The sequence below is a fragment of the Streptomyces sp. NPDC093094 genome, assembly GCF_044754345.1.
Classification (GTDB): Bacteria; Actinomycetota; Actinomycetes; order Streptomycetales; family Streptomycetaceae; genus Streptomyces.
The window spans coordinates 465,942-484,711 of the sequence record NZ_JBIVOX010000001.1 but is presented as its reverse complement, the minus strand read 5'-3'; the positions used below and the strand labels follow the sequence as shown (position 1 = coordinate 484,711).

Below are 18,770 nucleotides of genomic sequence, written 5' to 3'. Positions count from 1 at the left end.
CCCCTCTCATGAGCACGCTCCCCAAGATCGCCTGGATCGGCCTCGGCATCATGGGCTCCCCCATGTCCGAGAACCTGATCAAGGCGGGTTACCGGGTCACCGGCTTCACCCTGGAGCAGGACAAGCTGGACCGGCTGACGGTCGCCGGCGGCACCGCGGCCGGCTCGATCGCCGAGGCGGTCCGGGACGCCGACGTCGTGATCACGATGGTGCCCGCCTCCCCGCAGGTCGAGGCGATCTCCTACGGCCCCGAGGGCATCCTGGAGAACGCCCGGCCCGGCACCCTGCTGATCGACATGTCCTCGATCACCCCGCAGACCTCGATCGACCTGGCCGCCGCCGCCCGCGACAGGGGCATCCGCGTGCTCGACGCCCCCGTGTCCGGCGGCGAGGCCGGTGCCGTGGAGGCCGTGCTGTCCATCATGGTGGGCGGCGAGCAGTCCGACTTCGACGAGGCCGAGCCGCTCTTCGAGGCGCTCGGCAGGACCATCGTGCTGTGCGGTCCGCACGGCTCGGGCCAGACCGTGAAGGCCGCCAACCAGCTGATCGTCGCCGTGAACATCCAGGCGTGCGCCGAGGCCGTGGTCTTCCTGGAGAAGTCGGGCGTGAACCTCAAGGCCGCCCTCGACGTCCTCAACGGCGGTCTCGCCGGCTCGACCGTGCTGACGCGCAAGAAGGACAACTTCCTCGCCCGCGACTTCGAGCCGGGCTTCCGCATCGACCTCCACCACAAGGACATGGGCATCGTCACCGACGCCGCCCGCAATGTCGGCGCGGCCCTGCCGGTCGGCGCGGTCGTGGCCCAGCTGGTGTCCTCGCTGCGCGCCCAGGGCGACGGCGGCCTGGACCACTCGGCCCTGCTGCGCACCGTCGAGCGCCTCTCCGGCGCCCAGGTCTGACGCGGCCCGCCCCGAGACTTCCGGGCGGCGCCCCCGCCGACACCTGTCCTGTCGCGCCCAGGCGGGGGCGCCGTCCGGAACCGGCCCGGCAACCGGCCGCACGGCCGGGCCCGACCGACTTCAACAAACTGTTGACGCCCTCATCGCCCGAACCTAGGCTCCACGAAGCGGAAGTCGATTTCCGCTGACACCCGCACGGAAGGTCCACGATGTCGAAGCGCGTGCTCACCACCGAGTCCGGCGCCCCGGTCGCCGACAACCAGAACTCCGCCTCCGCCGGCGTCGGCGGCCCTCTGCTGCTCCAGGACCAGCACCTGCTGGAGAAGCTGGCGCGCTTCAACCGCGAGCGCATCCCGGAGCGCGTGGTGCACGCCCGTGGCTCCGGCGCGTACGGCTACTTCGAGGTGACCGACGACGTCACCGGCTTCACCCACGCCGACTTCCTCGGCGAGACCGGCCGCCGTACCGAGGTGTTCCTGCGGTTCTCCACGGTCGCCGACTCCCTCGGCGGGGCGGACGCGGTGCGCGACCCGCGCGGCTTCGCCGTCAAGTTCTACACGCGCGAGGGCAATTACGACCTCGTCGGCAACAACACCCCGGTGTTCTTCGTCAAGGACCCGATCAAGTTCCCCGACTTCATCCACTCCCAGAAGCGCGACCCCTTCACGGGCCGTCAGGAGCCGGACAACGTCTGGGACTTCTGGGCGCACTCCCCCGAGGCCACGCACCAGGTGACCTGGCTGATGGGCGACCGCGGCATCCCGGCCTCCTACCGCCACATGAACGGCTACGGCTCGCACACCTACCGGTGGACGAACGCCGAGGGCGACTCCTTCTTCGTCAAGTACCACTTCAAGACCAACCAGGGCGTGCGCAGCCTGAGCGCCGAGCAGGCCGCCGAGATCGCGGGCAAGGACCCCGACTCCCACCAGACGGACCTGCTCCAGGCCATCGAGCGGGGCGTGAACCCGTCCTGGACGCTGTACGTGCAGCTGATGCCGGCGGCCGAGGCGGCGGACTACCGCTTCAACCCCTTCGACCTGACGAAGGTCTGGCCGCACGCCGACCACCCGCTGCGGCGCGTGGGCCGCCTGGTCCTCGACCGCAACCCGGACAACGTGTTCGCCGAGGTCGAGCAGGCCGCGTTCTCGCCCAACAACTTCGTGCCCGGCATCGGCCCGTCCCCGGACAAGATGCTCCAGGGCCGACTGTTCGCCTACGCCGACGCGCAGCGCTACCGCCTGGGCGTCAACCACACCCGGCTCGCGGTGAACGCGCCGAAGGCCACCACGGCCCGCAACCACGGCCGCGACGGCCTCATGGCGTCCGACACCCAGGGCCGCGGCGCCAAGAACTACGAGCCGAACTCCTACGACGGCCCCGTCGAGACCGGCCGCCCGCTGTCGGCGCCGCTCGCCGTGACCGGGTACACCGGCACCCACGAGGCCCCGCAGCACACCAAGGACGACGACTTCTTCCAGGCGGGCGAGCTGTACCGGCTCATGTCGGCCGAGGAACGGTCCCGTCTGGTCGCGAACATCTCCGGGAGCCTGTCCCAGGTCTCCCGCGACGACGTGATCGAGAAGAACCTGGCCCACTTCCACGCCGCCGACCCCGAGTACGGGCGGCGTGTGGAGGAGGCGGTCCGCGCCCTGCGCGAGGACTGACAACCCCCAGGCGGCCCGCGGCTGCCGGACGGCCCGGATGAGGGGTGGCCGGCCGGCGGCACGCGGGCGGGCCGAGGACCGCGGCGGCGTGCGAGCCAGTGCGGTGGTGAAGGTACGGGGCCTCTTCTCGACCTGAGGGAGGAGACCCCGGAACCGTCGCAGCCGCCGCGGTCCCGGCGAACCGGCTCCGTCCGGCGGCGCGAACGTTCTGTCGCGCCCAGCCTCGTGCCGTCGGACGGCCACAACCGAAGACCTCACCGGCCGGAGAGCGCCGGGTGCGGACGGTCCCGCACCCGGCGCTCTCCGGCCTGCCGCCGTTTCGCCCGGACACCGTTTCGCCCGGACGCCGTTTCGCCCCGGCGCCGGGCCCCGGCCGGCCGCGCAGTTCACCGCGCCCCTTCCCGGAGGGCGGGCGCACAATACGACTATGGCTGAATTTGTACGGCATCCTCATGTCGTCGTTCATCCGCCGGCTCTCGACGGATCCCGGCGGGTCAGCGTCGACGACCGGGCGCTCGGTGTCGCCACGCATCTGGACGACGTCGTGGAGATCCTGCGGCTGGTCGACCTGGACCGGGTGGAGGTCGAGGAGACCGACCTCATCGACTGGCAGGGCGGCGGCGCGGAGGACTGGCCGGGGCTGTCCTGGGATCTCACCTAGCAAGAGCACAGGAAGGGCACGACGAAGGGGCCCGCGCCGTGCGGCGCGGGCCCCTCGTGCGGTGCGGCGGAGGTCAGACCTTCAGAGTCCTCACGGACGTGGGCGCATGGCCCGGCTCCGTGGCCGGCTCCTCGAACTCCAGCACGTCGGAGATGTCGTTCGTGCCGGACATGGAGATGTTGGTGACGCGCTCCAGGATCGCCTCGACGACGACCGGCACCCGGAACTCCGCGGCGAGCTTCTTGGCCTGCTCGAACGCGGCCCCCAGCTCCGCGGGGTCGGTGACCCGGATCGCCTTGCAGCCGAGGCCCTCGACGACCTTGACGTGGTCGACGCCGTAGACGCCCAGCTCGGGGGAGTTGATGTTCTCGAACTCCAGTTTGACCTGGAAGTCGATGTCGAACGCCCGCTGCGCCTGGCGGATCAGACCGAGATAGGCGTTGTTCACCAGGACATGGACGTACGGGATCCGGTGCTGCGCGCCGACCGCCAGTTCCTCGATCATGAACTGGAAGTCGTAGTCGCCGGACAGGGCGACCACCTGGGCCTGCGGGTCGGCCTTGGCGACGCCGAGCGCGGCCGGGACGGTCCAGCCGAGCGGGCCCGCCTGGCCGCAGTTGATCCAGTGGCGCGGACGGTAGACGTGCAGCATCTGCGCGCCGGCGATCTGGGAGAGGCCGATGGTGGTGACGTAGCGCGTCTCCGGTCCGAAGGCCCTGTTCATCTCCTCGTAGACGCGCTGCGGTTTGATCGGGATGTCGTCGAAGTGCGTACGACGCAGCAGGGTCGCCCTCCTCTCCTGCGCGGCCCCGGCCCACGCGGAGCGGTCGGGCAGCCGGCCGGCCGCCTTCAGCTCGCGGGCCACCTCGACGAACAGCTCCAGCGCGGCCCTGGCGTCGGAGGCGATGCCGTAGTCGGGGGCGAAGATCCTGCCGATCTGGGTGGGCTCGATGTCGACGTGGACGAACGTCCGCCCGGCCGTGTAGACGTCGAGCCTGCCGGTGTGACGGTTGGCCCAGCGGTTGCCGATGCCGAGGACGAAGTCGGACTCCAGGAAGGTCGCGTTGCCGTAGCGGTGCGAGGTCTGGAGGCCGACCATGCCGGCGTTCAGCTCATGGTCGTCGGGGATGGTGCCCCAGCCCATCAGGGTCGGCACGACCGGAACACCGGTCAGCTCGGCGAACTCGACGAGGAGGTCGCTCGCGTCGGCGGAGACGACGCCGCCGCCGGCGACGATCAGGGGCCGCTCGGACGCGCCGAGCATCCCGAGGGCCTTCTCGATCTGCGCGCGGGTCGCGGCCGGCTTGTAGACCGGCAGCGGCTCGTACGTCTCGGGGTCGAACTCGATCTCGGTGAGCTGGACGTCGACCGGCAGGTCGACGAGGACCGGGCCGGGCCGGCCGGAGCGCATCAGATGGAACGCCTGCTGGAAGACGCCGGGGACCTGGGCGGCCTCCAGGACGGTGACCGCCATCTTGGTCACCGGCTTGGCGATCGAGGCGATGTCGACGGCCTGGAAGTCCTCTTTGTGGATCACCGCGGTCGGCGCCTGGCCGGTGATGCACAGGATCGGGATCGAGTCGCCGATGGCGGAGTACAGGCCGGTGATCATGTCGGTGCCCGCCGGGCCCGACGTACCGATGCACACGCCGATGTTGCCCGGGTGGGTACGGGTGTAGCCCTCGGCCATGTGCGAGGCGCCCTCGACGTGCCGGGCGAGGGTGTGCTGGACGCCGCCGGCCGCCTTGAGGGCCGCGTAGAAGGGGTTGATCGCCGCGCCCGGGACACCGAACGCGGCGGTGACGCCCTCGCGCCTGAGGATCTCGACTGCCGCGCGGGCAGCGGTCATACGAGCCATGAAGTACTCCTGCTCCGGCTGTCGGACGGCCTCTCCGTCGCGCCCCGCGGTGAGACCTCTCCGTTTCTCTGCCGCCATTACTTCCGTATAGCGGAAACGATTTTCTACTATCTGGAAGCAATCTAGAGGGAGGGGTGAAGCCCGTCAAGAGACGGACAGGAGGGGCCCGGAAGGAGGACGATGGGGCGCATGTCCCAGAGCGTCCCGGTGCGCTGCCCCGTCTGCCGCCGCGAGCATCTCTACGCCGCCCCGTCCTACCCGTGCGCGTGCGGGGCGCCGGTCGCGCCCCCGCTGGACCGGACCGCCGCGGCCGCCGCCGTCACCCACCGCGCCTGGGACGAGGAGTGGCTCACGCTGCGCTGCGCGGCCTGCGGGCGCCGTGCCCAGTGGCCACGGCCGGAGCTGGGCTGCCCGTGCGGGACGGTCCTGCGGGTCGCCGTCGCCGAGGCGCATCCGGACGCCGCCTCCGGGCCCGCCTCTCCCCCGGTCCGCCGTCCCGCGTTCCAGCCGGTCACCATCCGCACCGCGCGGGACGCGGTCACCGCCGCCGCGCTGTATCTGCGCTGGCTGGGCTTCCGGGACATACGCCGTGCCGATCAGCGGCCGCCGTCCGGGACAGGGCTCGCCGCCCGCGGGATGCTCGCCCAGGTCGATCCGACCGTGCGCCCGGCCTCGCTGCGGGACGTGGAGTGCCTGTGGCTCACCGCGATGACCGAGTCCGCGGGCTGCGTCTACTTCTCCCTCGCCGGGTACACCGACGACGCCCGCGTCCGCGCCGACGCCCTGGGCGTGCCCCTCTTCGTCCTCGATCTGACGGGCACCCCGCAGCCGGTCAACGACCACGCCGACGCGCTCGCCTCCCCCACCGGCTGACCGGCCCCGGCGCACGGCGGCACCGGCCCCCGCGGTCGAGCGGGAACCGGCGCCGCCGGGACAGGGGTGCTACGGGGTGACGCAGCCGATCGAACCGACCGGGAGGTTGTTGCCGGTGGAGGTGGCGGTGAAGCCGAAGGTGACACTGCCGTCCGGCGCGACGGTCCGGTTGTGGTCGACGTTCCTGACCGTGACCGTGCCGTCGGAGCCGGTGCTCAGCGAGCCGTTCCAGACACTGTTGATCCTGGTGCCGGTGCCCGGCTGCCAGCGCACGGCCCAGCCGTCACGCGGTGCCGGGCTGTGGTTCATCACCTCGACGGATCCCTGGAAACCGCCGCTCCAGGAGTTCGTCACCGAGTAGACGGCCATGCACCCGGTGTGCGGGTCGGTCGGAGTGGGTGTGGGAGTCGGGGTCGGTGTGGGGGTCGGGGTGCCGCCGGAACCGCGGATGCCGGTCACCTCGCCGTTGCCGCCGTCGAAGACGATGTCGGAGCAGGAGAAGAAGTTCTCCTGGCTGTCCGAGCGCACCCACTGGATGAACAGCACGGCGTCGCCCGAACGGCCCGACGGCAGCCGCAGATCCCATTGGTAGTGGCCGGAGTCGGTGCCCGGCGACCCCAACTGGGCCGGGTTGGTGACCGTCTGGATCAGCTCCAGGTCGCCCCAGTCCAGCGCGGTCGCGGGCGAGTAGCCGGGCTTGGACAGATACACCCGGAAGTCGCCCGGGTGCGCGGCCCAGTTGCTGTAGCGGACCCGCATGCTCGCCCCGGACGTCAGGTGCGTGCGGGGCCAGTCGGCGCGGGCGGCGTTGTAGCCGGTGAAGTTGTACGGGGAGCGGTCACCGGCGCTGCACAGCTTGCCGTCCGGCACATAACCGGCCCCGCGCCCGCCCGCGTTGGAGTCGAGCACGGCGAACCAGTTGTACAGCGCGGTCGCGCCGCTCTCGGCGAGGGCGGCCCGGCAGGCCGGGTTGGTGGGGTCGAGCGAGCCGGTGCTGGTCCTGGCGTCCAGATAGCAGAGGTACGTCCGCGATCCGGGCATCATCGCCACACCGTGCGCCTGGGCGCTGCCCTGGCCGATCAGGGCCAGGCCGAGCCCGCTGAGCAGGGTGGCCAGCACCGCCAGTAACGAGAGTGATCGTCTGCTGCGTCGAGCCATGGTCTCTCCTGTGTGTCGGGGTCTGTTCCGTGTCCTCCGCGGTTGTTCTCGGGCCCGCCGGCGACCGCCGGCCTCGGCCGGCGGCGCGGCACGGCGCGGGGAGACGCACCGGCGGCACCGGTGACGGTGCGGCCGGACGAGACGGCGGATCCGCCGGGGAGCGGACCTGGGGCGGTGGCGCGGGTGACGGGGTCCTGCGTCCGCGGGGAAGGGGACCCGGGAGCGGGACCCCGGGGGCGGGGACCCTGGGACGGAAACCCGGGGACGGGGACCTGGGGGCGGGACCCCGGGGAAGGCAGGGGCCCGAGGGCAGGGACCCGAGGGCAGGGACCCGGGGGGGGCGGGGACCCGGGGACGGGGACCTGGGGGCGGGACCCCAGGGAAGGCAGGGACCCGAGGGCAGGGACCCGGGGGGCGGGGACCCGGGGACGGGGACCTGGGGGCGGGACCCCGGGGAAGGCAGGGGCCCGAGGGCAGGGACCCGGGGGCGGGGCCCGGGGCGGATCCGGGGGACGGGACGCGGACGGCGGGCGCCTGCGGTGCGGCGGCGGGGACCGGTGGGCGGGCCGGGAGCGGGCGGTCACGCCGTCGCGGGCGGCGTGACCGTCCGGACGGTGGGGAGGTGGTGCGCTCCGGGACCTCGCCCTGTCGGCGCGGGGAACGAGGGCGGGCCCCGGAGCGGTCCGGTGCGGCGCGGGTCAGGCGACGGAGCAGGCGGCGCCGTTCAGGGTGAAGGCGCCCGGTTCGGCGAAGGTGCCGCTGTAGGCGCCCTGGAACCCGAAGGACTGGCTGCCCCCGGCCGCGATCCGCGCGTTGTGCGGGGCGGCGGACGCGGTGACCGCTCCCGACGCCCCGGAGACGGTCGCGTTCCAGGCGTTGGTGATCCGCTGCCCGGACGGCAGCGTGAAGCCGAGCCGCCAGCCCTCGACGGCGGCCGAACCGGTGTTGCGGACCGTCACGTCGGCGGTGAAGCCGCCCTGCCAGACGTTGGTGCCGTACGTGACCTGGCAGGCCGTCACCGGGTCGGGGCCGCCCGGGTCACCGGGGCCGGTGCCGCCCGTGTTCACCGCCGAGGAGAAGGAGTTCACCGCGAGCCCGGCGCCGTTCTGCCACGGCTCGAAACCGGCCTGGACGCTCGTCAGGTACCAGGTGTTCCGGGCCATCCCGCGCGAGACCGTCTGGTCGACGAAGTCCATGACGTCGAAGCTCCAGCTGCTGATCGCCGACGGGGCGACGAAGGAGATCACGTCGTTGGAGCCGTTGCTGCCGGTCCACACCTCCCAGGTGCGTCCGCCCACCGTGGCGCTGCCGGTCCGCGACCCGATCGGCTGGATCGGGCCCACCCGGTTGAACCAGATCATGATCTCGGTCCGGTTGACCCCGTCGGTCCGGGGCGTCGGGTCCAGCCAGATGTCGTACGAGGCGTTGAACACCGCGTCGGAGACGAAGCCGTAGGAGATGCTGCTGGGCGCGCTGGAGACGGTGGAGAGCTGCGCGGGGAGGTTGGTCCCCGGTGAACAGTTCGTGTAGTGGCAGCCGTTGAAGACCGACGGATAGGACTTGGGGGCGCCGTTGGTGGGCGCCGAGCCGTCGGCCTGTGTCACCCGGAACCCGGTGTCGGTGGCGGTGACGCACTGGGTCGCGCTGGTGCCCCAGCGGTTGTTCTGGACCACGTAGCGGCCCTGGATCACGGTGGATCCGTACGGTTCGCAGACCGTGGTGTCGGCCTGCGCCGGAGCCCCGGCGCAGACGAGCGCCGCCACGGTGGCGAGCGCGGTGAGCAGCGCGCCCAGCAGGGCGCGGAGGGTGCGGAGGCGGTGCGGTGACGATCGCATGCGAGGGCCTTCCGGCGAGGGGGGTTCGACAGGGCCGTGCTGCGGACCGGCGGACTTCGGGAGCGCTCCCGCCTCCCCACTGATGGGAGCGCTCCCACCCACCGGTTTCGGGGGCGACTGTAGGAGCCGCCCCATGTCCCTGACAACCCTGTGGACACGAATCCGTCGAACGGACCTCGAAGCCGCAGGCGGGCCGGAACGACCCGGGAGGGACGCCGACGCGCGTAGCACGCGCCGGAACCGGGAGCGCTCCCGGCGCTGTGGGGGCGTGACGGTCACGCCGAGCCGCGCACCACCAGCCGGGTCCGCAGGATCACGTGCCGCCAGGCGGCCTGCGGCTGTTCCATCTCCTCCAGCAGCAGCCGCACCATCGTCCGGCCGATCTCCTCCAGCGGCTGGCGGACGGTGGTCAGGGCGGGCTCGGTGTGCTCGGCGAGCTGGAAGTCGTCGAAGCCGACGACGGCCACGTCCTCGGGCACCCGGCGGCCCGCGGCGCGCAGCACGTCGAGCGCTCCGGCGGCCATGGTGTCGGAGGCGGCGAAGACCGCGTCCGCCTCCGGGTGGCGGGCGAGGAGTTCGGTCATGGCGCGGCGGCCGCTGGCCCCGGTGAAGTCGCCCTCGGCGATCCAGGAGGGGCCGCCGGCCAGTCCGGCGTCGGCGAGGGCCTGTTCGTAGCCGCGTAGCCGGCACCGGGCGACGTACATGTCGAGCGGCCCGGTGACGGCCCCGATCGCCCGTCGGCCGCCGCGCACCAGATGGGCGACCGCGTCACGGGCGCCGCCCACGTTGTCCGCGTCCACGTAGGTGACCTGTTCGTCGCCGGAGCGGCGGCCCAGCAGGACGGTGGGGATGCCGGCGTCCGCGAGCATGTCGGGGAGCCGGTCGTCGGCGCGCACGGACATCAGCAGCACGCCGTCCACCCGGCCGCCGCGCGCGTACTCGACGAACCGCTGCCGTTCGGCGTCGGTGCGGACCAGGGTGAGCAGAAGCTGTACGGAGGTGTCCGTCAGGGCGTCCGCGACGGACCGGACGGTCTCGGAGAAGAACGGCTCGCCGAACAGCCGCCAGTCCTGCTCCGCCATCACCAGCGCGACCGCGTCGGCCCGCCGTCCGGCCAGGGAGCGCGCCGCCAGGTTGGGCACGTAGCCGAGTTCGGCGATGGCCTTGCGGACCGCCTCGCGCGTCGACTCCCTGACGCCCGTCTCGTTGTTGACGACGCGGGAGACCGTGCCCCGTCCGACACCGGCGAGCGCGGCCACCTCCTCCAGCGTGGGTGTCGTACCGGGCCGCCTTCTGACCATGCTCCACCCCCAAGGGCGTCCGATCCTACGGGTCCCGCCCGTCCGTGATCGAACGCCCGGGGGAGGTTCTCAGACGCCGAACCGCTCCCGCAGTTCCACCTTGCGCACCTTTCCGGACACGGTCATCGGGAAGGCGTCGAGGACCTGGAGGCGGCTGGGGATCTTGTAGTGGGCCAGCCGGCCGTCGCAGAACGCCCGCAGCTCCTCCAGCGTCACCGGGTCCGCCGGGTCGCGCGGGATCACGCAGGCCAGCACCTCCTCGCCGTAGCGCTCGTGGGGCACGCCGACGATCTGGACGTCGGCGACCTTCGGGTGCGCGTAGAGGAACTCCTCGATCTCGCGCGGGTAGATGTTCTCGCCGCCGCGGATGATCATGTCCTTGATGCGGCCGACGATCTCGACGTAGCCGTCCTCGCGCATCACCGCGAGGTCGCCGGTGTGCATCCAGCGGCCGGGATCGACGGCCTCGGCGGTCTTCTCGGGCTCGTCCCAGTAGCCGAGCATCACGCTGTAGCCGCGGGTGCACAACTCTCCCGCCGTGCCGCGGCGCCGCGTCGTCCCGGTCACGGGGTCGACGACCTTCACCTCGATGTGCGGCAGGGCCCGGCCGACCGTGGCGGTGCGGTGCTCCAGGTCGTCGTCCGTCCGGGTCTGGAGCGAGACCGGGGAGGTCTCGGTCATGCCGTAGCAGATGGAGACCTGCTCCATGTGCATCTCGGCGACCACCCGCTTCATCACCTCCACCGGGCAGGGCGAGCCCGCCATGATGCCGGTCCGCAGGGAGGTGAGGTCGTACGTAGCGAAGTCCGGGAGGTTCAGCTCCGCGATGAACATGGTCGGGACGCCGTACAGCGAGGTGCAGCGCTCCCGCCGGACCGCCTCCAGGGTGGCCCGCGGGTCGAAGGAGGGGGCGGGGACGACGATGCAGGCGCCGTGGGAGACGGCCGCCAGGTTCCCCATGACCATGCCGAAGCAGTGGTAGAACGGCACCGGTACGCAGACCCGGTCCTGCTCGGTGTAGCCGATCGACTCCCCCACGAAATAACCGTTGTTGAGGATGTTGTGGTGGGAGAGGGTGGCGCCCTTGGGGAAGCCGGTGGTGCCCGAGGTGTACTGGATGTTGATGGGGTCGTCGCAGGACAGTTCCTCGAACTCCTCGTCCCCGCGGGCCCGTCGGAGCAGCCGGGTCCAGCTCGGGTCGCCGAAGTGGACGGTCTCGCGCAGCTGCGGGCAGGCGCCCCGGATCTCCTCCACCATCGCCCGGTAGTCGCTGGACCTGTGGGCGAGCGAGGCGAACAGCAGGGACACGCCCGCCTGCTTGAGGACGTACTCGGTCTCGTGGGTGCGGTACGCGGGGTTGATGTTCACCATGATCGCGCCGACGCGGGCGGTGGCGTACTGGACGAGCACCCACTCGGGGCAGTTGACCGCCCAGATGCCGACCCGGTCGCCCTTGGCCACCCCGCTCGCGACGAGGGCCCGGGCCAGTTCCGTCACGTCGGCGGCGAGCTCCGCGTAGGTCCAGCGCCGTCCGGAGGGGACGTCGACCAGGGCCTCCCGGTCGGGCCAGGCGGCGACGGCCCGGTCCAGGGCGGCCCCGACGGTGTCGCCGAGGAGCGGGGTGTCGCCCACCCCGTGCGTGTACGAGTCCAGGGCGCTCACCGGAAGTCCTCCTCGCGGTACTCGGCGTCCGACCCGGCCGCGGTGGCCTCGCGCAGCTCGATGCGGCGGATCTTGCCGGACACGGTCTTGGGCAGGGGCGCGAACTCCAGACGGCGGATGCGCTTGTAGGGGGCGAGGACCTCGCGGGAGTGCTCGAACAGGACCTTCGCGGTGTCGGCGCCCGGTTCCCAGCCCTCGGCGAGGACGACGTACGCCTTCGGCACGGCGAGCCGCAGCTCGTCCGGCGCGGGCACGACGGCCGCCTCGGCGACCGCGGGGTGCTCCAGCAGGGCGCTCTCCAGCTCGAACGGGGAGATCTTGTAGTCGGACGCCTTGAAGACATCGTCACTGCGTCCGACATAGGTCAGATATCCCTCTTCGTCCCGCGAGGCGACGTCCCCCGTCCGGTAGTAGCCGTCCGCCATCGCCTCGGCGGTGCGCTCCGGGTCGCCGTGGTAGCCGGTCATCAGGCCGACCGGGCGGGCGGACAGGTCGAGCGCGATCTCGCCCTCCGCGGCACCGGGTGCGCCGGTGACGGGGTCGAGCAGTTCGACGCGGTAGCCGGGGCTGGGCCGCCCCATGGAGCCGGTCTTCAGCGGCTGGCCGGGGCTGTTGGAGACCTGGACGGCGGTCTCGGTCTGGCCGAAGCCGTCCCGGACGGTCACGCCCCAGGCCCGCCGCACCTGCTCGACGACCTCGGGGTTGAGCGGCTCGCCCGCGGCGACGGCCTCACGGGGCGGCGTGGCGAGCCGGCCGAGGTCGGCCTGGATGAGCATGCGCCACACGGTCGGCGGCGCGCAGAAGGTGGTGACGCCCGCGCGGTCCATCTCGGCCAGCAGCCGGGCCGCGTCGAAACGGGTGTAGTTGAAGAGGAAGACGGTCGCCTCGGCGTTCCAGGGCGCGAACAGATTGGACCAGGCGTGCTTGGCCCAGCCGGGCGAGGAGATGTTCAGGTGCACGTCGCCCGGCCGCAGGCCGATCCAGTACAGGGTGGCCAGATGGCCGACCGGGTACGAGGTGTGGGTGTGCTCGACCAGCTTGGGGCGTGCGGTGGTGCCCGAGGTGAAGTAGAGCATCAGGGTGTCGTCGGCCCGGGTGGGGCCGTCGGGGGTGAATCCGGCCGGGGCGGCGTACGCCTCCTCGTAGGCGTGCCAGTCTCCTCCGGTGCCGCCGGTGGCGATCCGGGTCCAGCCGCCGGGGACCTCGGTGAACTTGGCGGTGTCCTCGGCGCGGGTGATCACGTGCCGGACCTGTCCGCGCTCGACGCGGTCGCGCAGGTCGGCGGGGCCCAGCAGCGGGGTGGCGGGGATGACCACGGCGCGCAGCTTCATCGCCGCGAGGGCGGTCTCCCACAGTTCGGCCTGGTTGCCGAGCATGACCAGGATGCGGTCGCCGGCCGCCACGCCGAGGCCGCGCAGCCAGTTCGCGACGCGGTCGGAGCGGTCGGAGAGCTCGGCGAAGGACAGCAGGGTCTCGCCGCCGTCCTCCTCGACGATGTGCAGGGCGGTGCGGTCGTTGCCCTCCGCGATCCGGTCGAACCAGTCGAGGGCCCAGTTGAAGTGCTCGGGGCGCGGCCACGCGAAGCCGTCGTAGGCCGTGGCGTAGTCCTCCCGGTGCTCCAGCAGGAAGTCCCGTGCCCTGCGGAAGTCCTCCGTGGCCGTCGTCATCTGTCCTCCTTGGTTCCGGACCATTGCCGGGCGGCTCCCCGCCATCGTGTAATCCGTGATGCAGGTCTCACTACCCCCGAACGGGGGTGTGCGTCCCGAGGTCGCGGCCGGGTTCCGTCCGGCGGACCCGGGAGCGGGGGCCGGCGGCGGCCCGCCCGTGCGGGAGCGGGCCGGGAGGAAAGGGGCGAGCGGGTGGCTGCGGACACGATCACGGCCGGGGTGCCGGGGAGCGACATGCGCGCCGCGCTGCTGCGGCTGCGCCGGGCGACGGGGCTGCCCGTGGCGTTCGGCGGCCTGGTGGAGCCGGGCCGGCCGAGACTGCGGATCAGCGAGCTGAGCGGCACCGCGACGCCCGCGCTGCGGTCGCTCGCGGTGACCTCCGGCAACGGCCTGGGCGGCAGGGCCGTGGCGCTGTCCCGTCCGTGCGCGGTGACGGACTACTCCGTGTCACGGCAGATCAGCCACGAGTACGACGTGCCGGTCGCGACGGAGGGACTGCGCTCGGTGCTGGCGGTGCCGGTCGTCGTACGGCGCCGGGTGCGCGGGGTGCTCTACGGCGCCCTGCGCACGGCCCAGCCGCTGGGCGACCGCACCCTGCACACGGCGGTCCAGGTGGCGCGGGACGTGGAGCAGGCGCTGGTGGCGGCCGAGGAGGCGCGGGTCCTGCTCGCGGCCCCGGTCCCGGCCGCGGAGTCCGGCGCGGCGCGGGAGCGGACGCGGGAGGCGCACGCGGCGCTGCGGGCGCTGGCCCCGCGGATCACGGACGCGGCCCTGCGGGAGGAGCTGCTGCGGGCCTGCGGGCTGCTGGCGCCGCGGGAGCAGGACCTCCCGGCCGGCCGGGCCGGTCTCGCGCCGCGCGAGGTGGACGTGTTGGTCCAGGTCGCCGAGGGCGCCACCAACGCCGCCGCGGCCGCGCGTCTGGGGCTGCGCCCCGAGACGGTCAAGAGCTATCTGCGCTCGGCCATGCGCAAACTGGGTGCGCGGACCCGCGGGGAGGCCGTCGCGGCGGCCCGGCGGGCGGGGGCGCTGCCATGAGCCGGAGGCACACCGATGACAACTCTCCATTCCTATACCAGCGCCCCGAATATCCGTATGCTCCTCAGTTGTTATTTCCCTCACCACCTGGTCACTCCGAAATTCAATGAGTCGTTGCCTAGAATTTGGCACGGCCACGACACAGGGAGGGAGCGGTGACCGTGCGACGGGACTTCCAGGAGCCTTCCCGATGCCGCCCCGAGCTGGTCATCGGCCGGGAGGACCTCTTCGGCGCGGCCCGCGAGCAGCTCGGCCGCGGCGGCAGCGTGCTGCTGCACGGTCCCGCCGGAATAGGAAAGTCGACCGTGCTGCGGGCATTGGCCGCGGAATACGGCCGCACCGCACGGACCGTGCTGCGCTGCTCGGCCACCGAGTCCGAATCGCATCTTCCGTTCCTGGCCCTCGCGGACCTGCTCGGACTGGTGCTGCACGAGGTGTCCGACCGGCTGCCCGCGGCCCAGCGCACCGCACTGGAGTCGGCTCTCACGGGCCGTGGCGAGTCCAGCCTCCAGCGCGACGGCCTCGCCCTGCGCCTGGCGGTGCTGTCCGTGCTGCGCACGCTCGCCGCCGAGGGACCCGTCCTGATCGTCGCCGACGATCTCCAGTGGCTGGACTCCGCCAGCGCCGAGCTGCTCGGCTTCGCCGCACGCCGGCTCGGCGACTTCCCCGTGCAGCTGCTGTGCGCGGTGCGCACCGAGGGCCAGGAGTACGACCGCCATCTGCGGGCCACCCCGCCCGACACGCTCGCCCTGCGCCTGGGCCCGCTGACCCGCGCCCAGGTGTCGGCGCTGGTCGACCAGAGCGGCTACGCCCTGCCCCGCTCCACCGTCCGCGACATCCACCGCACCAGCGGCGGCAACCCGCTGTTCGCCCTGGAGCTGGGACGCGCCCTCGCCGAGAGCGCCACCCCGCCCCGGCCGGGCGAGCCGCTGCCGGTGCCGACCTCGCTGCGCGCGCTGGTGCTCAGCCGTCTGGAGATGCTCTCCGCGGAGGCCCGCGACACCCTGCTCGTGGCCAGCGCGGGTGCCCGCCCCACCCTCGCCCTGCTGCACGCGGCCGGCCGGGAGAACGCCGAGGCGGAGACCGCGCAGGCCGCGGCGCTCGGTCTGCTGGCCACCGAGCCCGAGGGACCCGCGGTCCGCTTCGCGCACCCGCTGATCTCGGCCGCCCTGTACGCGGAGGCGCCCGCGCAGTCCCGGCGTGCCGCGCACGCCGCGCTGTCCACGGCCGCCTTCGACCCGATCGAGCGGGCCCGGCATCTGGCACTGGCCACCACCGGCACCGACCCGGACGTGGCGGCCCGGCTCGGGGAGGCCGCCGCGCTGGCCCGGGACCGGGGGGCGCCGTCGGTGGCGGCCTCGCTCGGGCTGCTCGCCGCCCGGCACACCCCGGTCGGCATGGTCCCGAGTCCCGATGTGCGCCGGCTCCAGGCCGCCGAGGACGCGCTGACCGCCGGCGAGATGGACCTGGCCCGGGACATCGCCCGCGACGTGCTGACCCGCGTGACCGCGTCCGGGGAGCGGGTGCGGGCCTGGATGGTGGTGATCGAGGCCGCGGGGCAGGCGCTCGGCGAGGTCGACGCCGTCTTCCCGCAGGCCCTCGCCGACGCGGGCGACGACCCGCGGCTGCTCGCCCAGGTCCACTACCAGCTGGCCTGGCGCGGTCTGATGGTCGAGGGCGACTTCGCCGAGGCCCGGCAGGAGGCCGAGCACGCCGCCGGACTGGCCGCCCGGGCCGGTGACCGGCGCACCGAGCTGCTCGCGCTGTCCTTCCAGGCGCAGTCCGAGACCCTGATGGGCCACCCGGACGCCCCCGCCACCATCAAGCGCGCCCTGCGCGAGCCGCAGGACCCGCAGGTGGCCTGTCATCACAACGGGGCCGGCGCGGCCCGCTTCCGCTGGCTGATCATGAGCGACCAGCTGCCCGAGGCCCGCGCCACGGCCACCGGTCTGCTGCGCGAGGCCCGCCGGCGCGGCGTCGTCGAGAGCGAGGTGCACTTCGTGCGCTTCGTCGCCGAGACCGAGCTGCGCTCCGGGCACTGCGGCCGTGCCCTGGACCTGGCCCGCGAGGCCCTGCGGCTGGCCCGGGACTGCGGCATCGCCGAGGGCGCCTCCGCCATGCTCACCTCCCTCGCGGAGGCATCCGGCGGGGACACCGGGCGCGCCCTGGAGCTGGCCCGGGAGGCGGTGGGACACGCCGAGGAGGACGGCGACCCGGTGTATCTGTCGCGGGCCCTCGCGGCACTCGGGCACGCCCAGCTGGTGGCCCGGGACGCACCGGGCGCGGTCCGCTCGCTGCGCCGGGTCCGGCAGCTGGAGGAGGGCCTCGGGGTGACGGACCCGGCCCGCGGCCGCTGGCACGGCGACCTCGCCGAGGCGCTGGTGCTCGTCGGGGAGCCGGGCGAGGCGCAGGAGCTGATCGACGTCACCCGCGAGCAGGCGCTGCGGCTCGGCCGCGAGAGCGTGCTCGCCGTCGTCGACCGGGCCGAGGCGCTGGTGCGGGCCACGCGCGGCGAACTGGAGGCCGCGGCCGCGCAGCTGACGTCCGTGCAGGACCGGCTCGCCAAGCTGGGCTACGGCCTGGAGGAGGCGCGCGCGGCCTTCTTGCTGGCCCGGCTGCGCCCCGGACGCCCCGGCCCCACCTCGTACGACGAGGCGGAGCGGCTGTTCCGCCGGTGCCGGGCGCTGCCCTGGCTGAAGCAGGTCGAGGCGGCCCTGGCGGCGGGCCCGGCGGAGACGGCCGGGCCGGTGCCCGCGCCCGCCGAGGCCGACGCGCTGGAGGGGCTCGCCTCGATGGAGCGTCAGGTCGCGGCACTGGTCATGGAGGGCAAGACCAACCGGGAGATAGCCGGCCGGCTGTTCATCAGCGTCAAGACGGTCGAGGCGACCCTGACCCGGGTCTATCGCAAGCTCGGGATCCGCTCGCGGGTGGATATCGTACGACTGGCGGCGGGGCGTCACGCCAAGTGAGCCCGGAGCGGGTTCACTTCAGGGGCACGTGCGAGTCGCACGACCGAGGGTTTTCCCTGCCCCAACTCCCTTAGGGGGTTCCCTCATTGGGGGCCTTCCGGGGCCGGTTCTACGGTAGGGGCGTGCCGCTCGCCGGGCACACGGAGGCCAGTCCCGGGGCCTTCGTGCCAAACCCCCCACCCCGTGCGACCCCCCACCGGCCACCCCCGAGGAGACTCATGTTCGGGTTCACCCGCGCAAGACGTTCCACCACCGCGAGAAAGTCCGCCGTGGCCCTGGCGGTCACCGCCGCTGCCGCCGCCGGCGCCCTCGCCGGTGCCCCCTCCGCGAGCGCCGCCCCCAATCCGATCGTCGGCGGCACCACGACCACGACCACCGCGTACCCCTTCGTCATGCAGATCACCGACGCCTCGCAGAACCAGTTCTGCGGCGGCACGCTGGTCTCCCCCACCAAGGTCGTCACCGCCGCGCACTGCATGGTCGGCGAGACCACCGATTCCGTCCGGGTGGTCGGCGGCCGCACCTACCTCAACGGCACCAACGGCACGGTCAGCCGGGTCAGCAGGATCTGGATCCACCCGGGCTACACCGACGCCTCCGACGGCGAGGACGTGGCGGTGCTGACGCTGTCGACGTCGATGCCGTACACGACGGCCCGTTACGTCTCCTCCACGGACACCTCCGTGTACGCGGCCGGCACCACCGCCCGGGTGCTCGGCTGGGGCACCACCCGGGAGAACGGCAGCTCCTCCAACCAGCTGCGGACCGCGACCGTGCCGGTCGTGTCCGACTCCAGCTGCCGCACCTCCTACGGCTCCGACTACGTCGCGGCCGAGATGGTCTGCGCCGGATACACCTCCGGCGGCGTCGACACCTGCCAGGGCGACAGCGGCGGTCCCCTGCTCATCGGGGGCGTCCTGGCAGGGATCACTTCCTGGGGCGAGGGCTGTGCGAGGGCCGGCTACCCGGGCGTCTACACCCGGCTGACGGCTTTCTCCAGCCTGGTGACCGCCCAGGTCACCTCGTGACCCCAGCGGACTCCTGAGTACCCCTCAGGGGAGTGACCAGGGGGGGGGGGGGGGGGGGGGGGGGGGGGGGCGGGGCGCGCGCGCGCCCCCCCCCCCCCGGCGGCCCCGGGCGGGGCGCGCCCGCGCCGCCCCCGCCCGCGGCCCCCCGCGCGCCGCC

General features: G+C 73.2%; 13 protein-coding genes. 7 read left to right on the top strand and 6 right to left on the bottom strand.

Annotated features, from left to right (window positions below):
- Positions 1-8: 8 nt before the first annotated feature.
- From ACIQGV_RS01745 to ACIQGV_RS01735, 3 genes are all read left to right on the top strand, one after another.
- Positions 9-899, top strand: a complete 891-nt coding sequence (locus tag ACIQGV_RS01745) for a 2-hydroxy-3-oxopropionate reductase (protein WP_402488940.1) — start codon at positions 9-11, stop codon at positions 897-899.
- 209 nt (positions 900-1,108) lie between these two features.
- Positions 1,109-2,566, top strand: a complete 1,458-nt coding sequence (locus ACIQGV_RS01740; RefSeq protein WP_402488938.1) for a catalase — start codon at positions 1,109-1,111, stop codon at positions 2,564-2,566.
- A 427-nt stretch (positions 2,567-2,993) separates the two neighbouring features.
- Positions 2,994-3,227 (top strand): hypothetical protein, encoded by a 234-nt coding sequence (locus tag ACIQGV_RS01735; protein WP_402488935.1) that lies wholly within the window; start codon positions 2,994-2,996, stop codon positions 3,225-3,227.
- A 73-nt stretch (positions 3,228-3,300) separates the two neighbouring features.
- Here the strand turns inward: ACIQGV_RS01735 and gcl are convergent, their stop codons facing one another.
- Positions 3,301-5,085 carry a glyoxylate carboligase gene (gcl, locus tag ACIQGV_RS01730; RefSeq protein WP_402488932.1) on the bottom strand — a complete coding sequence of 595 codons (1,785 nt, stop codon included), beginning with the start codon at positions 5,083-5,085 and terminating at the stop codon, positions 3,301-3,303.
- A gap of 180 nt (positions 5,086-5,265) precedes the next feature.
- On the opposite strand from gcl, the gene ACIQGV_RS01725 reads away from it, so the two are divergent.
- Complete coding sequence (locus ACIQGV_RS01725) at positions 5,266-5,958, top strand: hypothetical protein (protein WP_402488930.1); 693 nt, start codon at positions 5,266-5,268, stop codon at positions 5,956-5,958.
- Between the two features lie 69 nt (positions 5,959-6,027).
- On the opposite strand, the gene ACIQGV_RS01720 is transcribed toward ACIQGV_RS01725, so the two are convergent.
- The 5 genes from ACIQGV_RS01720 to ACIQGV_RS01700 all read right to left on the bottom strand — a co-directional run bounded on the left by ACIQGV_RS01720 (position 6,028) and on the right by ACIQGV_RS01700 (position 13,581).
- Positions 6,028-7,116 (bottom strand): lytic polysaccharide monooxygenase, encoded by a 1,089-nt coding sequence (locus ACIQGV_RS01720; protein ID WP_402488927.1) that lies wholly within the window; start codon positions 7,114-7,116, stop codon positions 6,028-6,030.
- Between the two features lie 698 nt (positions 7,117-7,814).
- Positions 7,815-8,951, bottom strand: a complete 1,137-nt coding sequence (locus ACIQGV_RS01715) for a cellulose binding domain-containing protein (RefSeq protein ID WP_402488925.1) — start codon at positions 8,949-8,951, stop codon at positions 7,815-7,817.
- A 275-nt stretch (positions 8,952-9,226) separates the two neighbouring features.
- Positions 9,227-10,252: a LacI family DNA-binding transcriptional regulator gene (locus tag ACIQGV_RS01710; RefSeq protein ID WP_402488923.1), complete on the bottom strand. Its 1,026-nt coding sequence runs from the start codon at positions 10,250-10,252 to the stop codon at positions 9,227-9,229.
- Between the two features lie 69 nt (positions 10,253-10,321).
- Positions 10,322-11,914 (bottom strand): AMP-binding protein, encoded by a 1,593-nt coding sequence (locus ACIQGV_RS01705; protein ID WP_402488922.1) that lies wholly within the window; start codon positions 11,912-11,914, stop codon positions 10,322-10,324.
- On the bottom strand, positions 11,911-13,581 hold the full coding sequence (locus ACIQGV_RS01700) for an AMP-binding protein (RefSeq protein WP_402488920.1): 1,671 nt from the start codon (positions 13,579-13,581) through the stop codon (positions 11,911-11,913). Before ACIQGV_RS01700 ends, ACIQGV_RS01705 begins: the two co-directional genes overlap by 4 nt.
- Positions 13,582-13,815: 234 nt before the next feature.
- Between ACIQGV_RS01700 and ACIQGV_RS01695 the strand changes: the two genes are divergently transcribed.
- The 3 genes from ACIQGV_RS01695 (at position 13,816) to ACIQGV_RS01685 (ending at position 18,613) form a co-directional block, all read left to right on the top strand.
- Positions 13,816-14,616 (top strand): LuxR C-terminal-related transcriptional regulator, encoded by an 801-nt coding sequence (locus ACIQGV_RS01695; protein WP_402489479.1) that lies wholly within the window; start codon positions 13,816-13,818, stop codon positions 14,614-14,616.
- A gap of 155 nt (positions 14,617-14,771) precedes the next feature.
- Entirely contained in the window at positions 14,772-17,585 is a 2,814-nt protein-coding gene (locus ACIQGV_RS01690) for an AAA family ATPase (protein ID WP_402488918.1), read from the top strand.
- Positions 17,586-17,803: 218 nt separating this feature from the next.
- Positions 17,804-18,613: a S1 family peptidase gene (locus ACIQGV_RS01685; protein ID WP_402488915.1), complete on the top strand. Its 810-nt coding sequence runs from the start codon at positions 17,804-17,806 to the stop codon at positions 18,611-18,613.
- Positions 18,614-18,770 lie beyond the last annotated feature (157 nt).

What these genes read in the sequence shown, in the direction of transcription:
- ACIQGV_RS01710 (WP_402488923.1), bottom strand. Translation starts at nt 10,252, where the DNA reads ATGGTCAGAAGGCGGCCCGGTACGACACCCACGCTGGAGGAGGTGGCC.
- ACIQGV_RS01685 (WP_402488915.1), top strand. Translation starts at nt 17,804, where the DNA reads ATGTTCGGGTTCACCCGCGCAAGACGTTCCACCACCGCGAGAAAGTCC.
- ACIQGV_RS01715 (WP_402488925.1), bottom strand. Translation starts at nt 8,951, where the DNA reads ATGCGATCGTCACCGCACCGCCTCCGCACCCTCCGCGCCCTGCTGGGC.
- ACIQGV_RS01745 (WP_402488940.1), top strand. Translation starts at nt 9, where the DNA reads ATGAGCACGCTCCCCAAGATCGCCTGGATCGGCCTCGGCATCATGGGC.
- ACIQGV_RS01735 (WP_402488935.1), top strand. Translation starts at nt 2,994, where the DNA reads ATGGCTGAATTTGTACGGCATCCTCATGTCGTCGTTCATCCGCCGGCT.
- ACIQGV_RS01725 (WP_402488930.1), top strand. Translation starts at nt 5,266, where the DNA reads ATGGGGCGCATGTCCCAGAGCGTCCCGGTGCGCTGCCCCGTCTGCCGC.
- ACIQGV_RS01740 (WP_402488938.1), top strand. Translation starts at nt 1,109, where the DNA reads ATGTCGAAGCGCGTGCTCACCACCGAGTCCGGCGCCCCGGTCGCCGAC.
- ACIQGV_RS01720 (WP_402488927.1), bottom strand. Translation starts at nt 7,116, where the DNA reads ATGGCTCGACGCAGCAGACGATCACTCTCGTTACTGGCGGTGCTGGCC.
- ACIQGV_RS01695 (WP_402489479.1), top strand. Translation starts at nt 13,816, where the DNA reads ATGCGCGCCGCGCTGCTGCGGCTGCGCCGGGCGACGGGGCTGCCCGTG.
- ACIQGV_RS01700 (WP_402488920.1), bottom strand. Translation starts at nt 13,581, where the DNA reads ATGACGACGGCCACGGAGGACTTCCGCAGGGCACGGGACTTCCTGCTG.
- gcl (WP_402488932.1), bottom strand. Translation starts at nt 5,085, where the DNA reads ATGGCTCGTATGACCGCTGCCCGCGCGGCAGTCGAGATCCTCAGGCGC.